Below are 1,037 nucleotides of genomic sequence, written 5' to 3'. Positions count from 1 at the left end.
CCGTCACGCTGCGGACGACGGTCATCACCACCACGGAACGGACGACGCTCGTCACCGTCACGCTGCGGACGACGGTCATCACCACCACGGAACGGCGCGCGGTCATCACGACCACGGAAGGGACGGTCACCATCGCGCGGCGGACGACGGTCACCGCCGTCACGCTGCGGACGACGGTCATCACCACCTCGGAACGGCGCGCGATCATCACGACCACGGAAGGGACGGTCACCATCGCGTGGCGGACGACGGTCATCGCCGCCACGGAACGGACGACGCTCATCACCGTCACGCTGCGGACGACGGTCATCACCACCTCGGAACGGCGCGCGATCATCACGACCACGGAAGGGACGGTCACCATCGCGCGGCGGACGACGGTCGTCGCCTCCGCGGAACGGACGACGGTCACCATCACGACCCGGGCGGTCAGCGCCTCGAGGACCGTCGCCGCGGGGCGGGCGCCCCGCACCGTCGCGGTCCCCCGGCCGCGCCGGGCGACGGCCACCGTCACCGAACGACCGGTCGCCCTCACGGAAGCTCCGCCGGTCGTCACGACCGTTGCGGCCGGCGTCGCGGGCTGGGCCGTCACCGTCTCGACGCGCACGGTCACCCTCGCGACGCTCGAAGTCACGCGGCCCGGACGACCAGCGGCTGCTTTCACGCCGCTCCCCACGACCCCGGTCGTTGCGCTGCTGCTCGTCGTCGTTCGCCACCGTTGCTCCTCATCGCGTGCCCGTGCTCGAATGCGCCGGGCGGTCGTCCGCTGTGTCGTTGTAGGGGGTGCCGCACGGTCGTCCGTGCTCGCGCCGAGTCCAGTCCATCACGAACCGGACCGCGAGTCGAGCGACCTACGGCGGAAACAGATGTGGCCACCGGCCTCCACGAGAACGAGGGTCTCCCCTACGAGTTCTCGATGGAGGGCCGATGGCCACATCACTTACGTTGAGTCCGGCGGCGTCCTACTCTCCCACAAGGTCCCCCTTGCAGTACCATCGGCGCTGAGAGGCTTAGCTTCCGGGTTCGGAATGTGACCG

1 rRNA gene is annotated in these 1,037 nt (G+C 70.0%); it reads right to left on the bottom strand.

The features are described from left to right. Positions 1 to 949: 949 nt before the first annotated feature. Positions 950 to 1,037 (bottom strand): 5S ribosomal RNA (gene rrf, locus ACIPEQ_RS16445); the annotation flags it as partial.

Origin of the sequence: Curtobacterium sp. NPDC087080, assembly GCF_044745105.1 — a bacterium.
Taxonomy (GTDB): domain Bacteria; phylum Actinomycetota; class Actinomycetes; order Actinomycetales; family Microbacteriaceae; genus Curtobacterium.
This window is presented reverse-complemented; position numbering and strand designations above follow the sequence as displayed.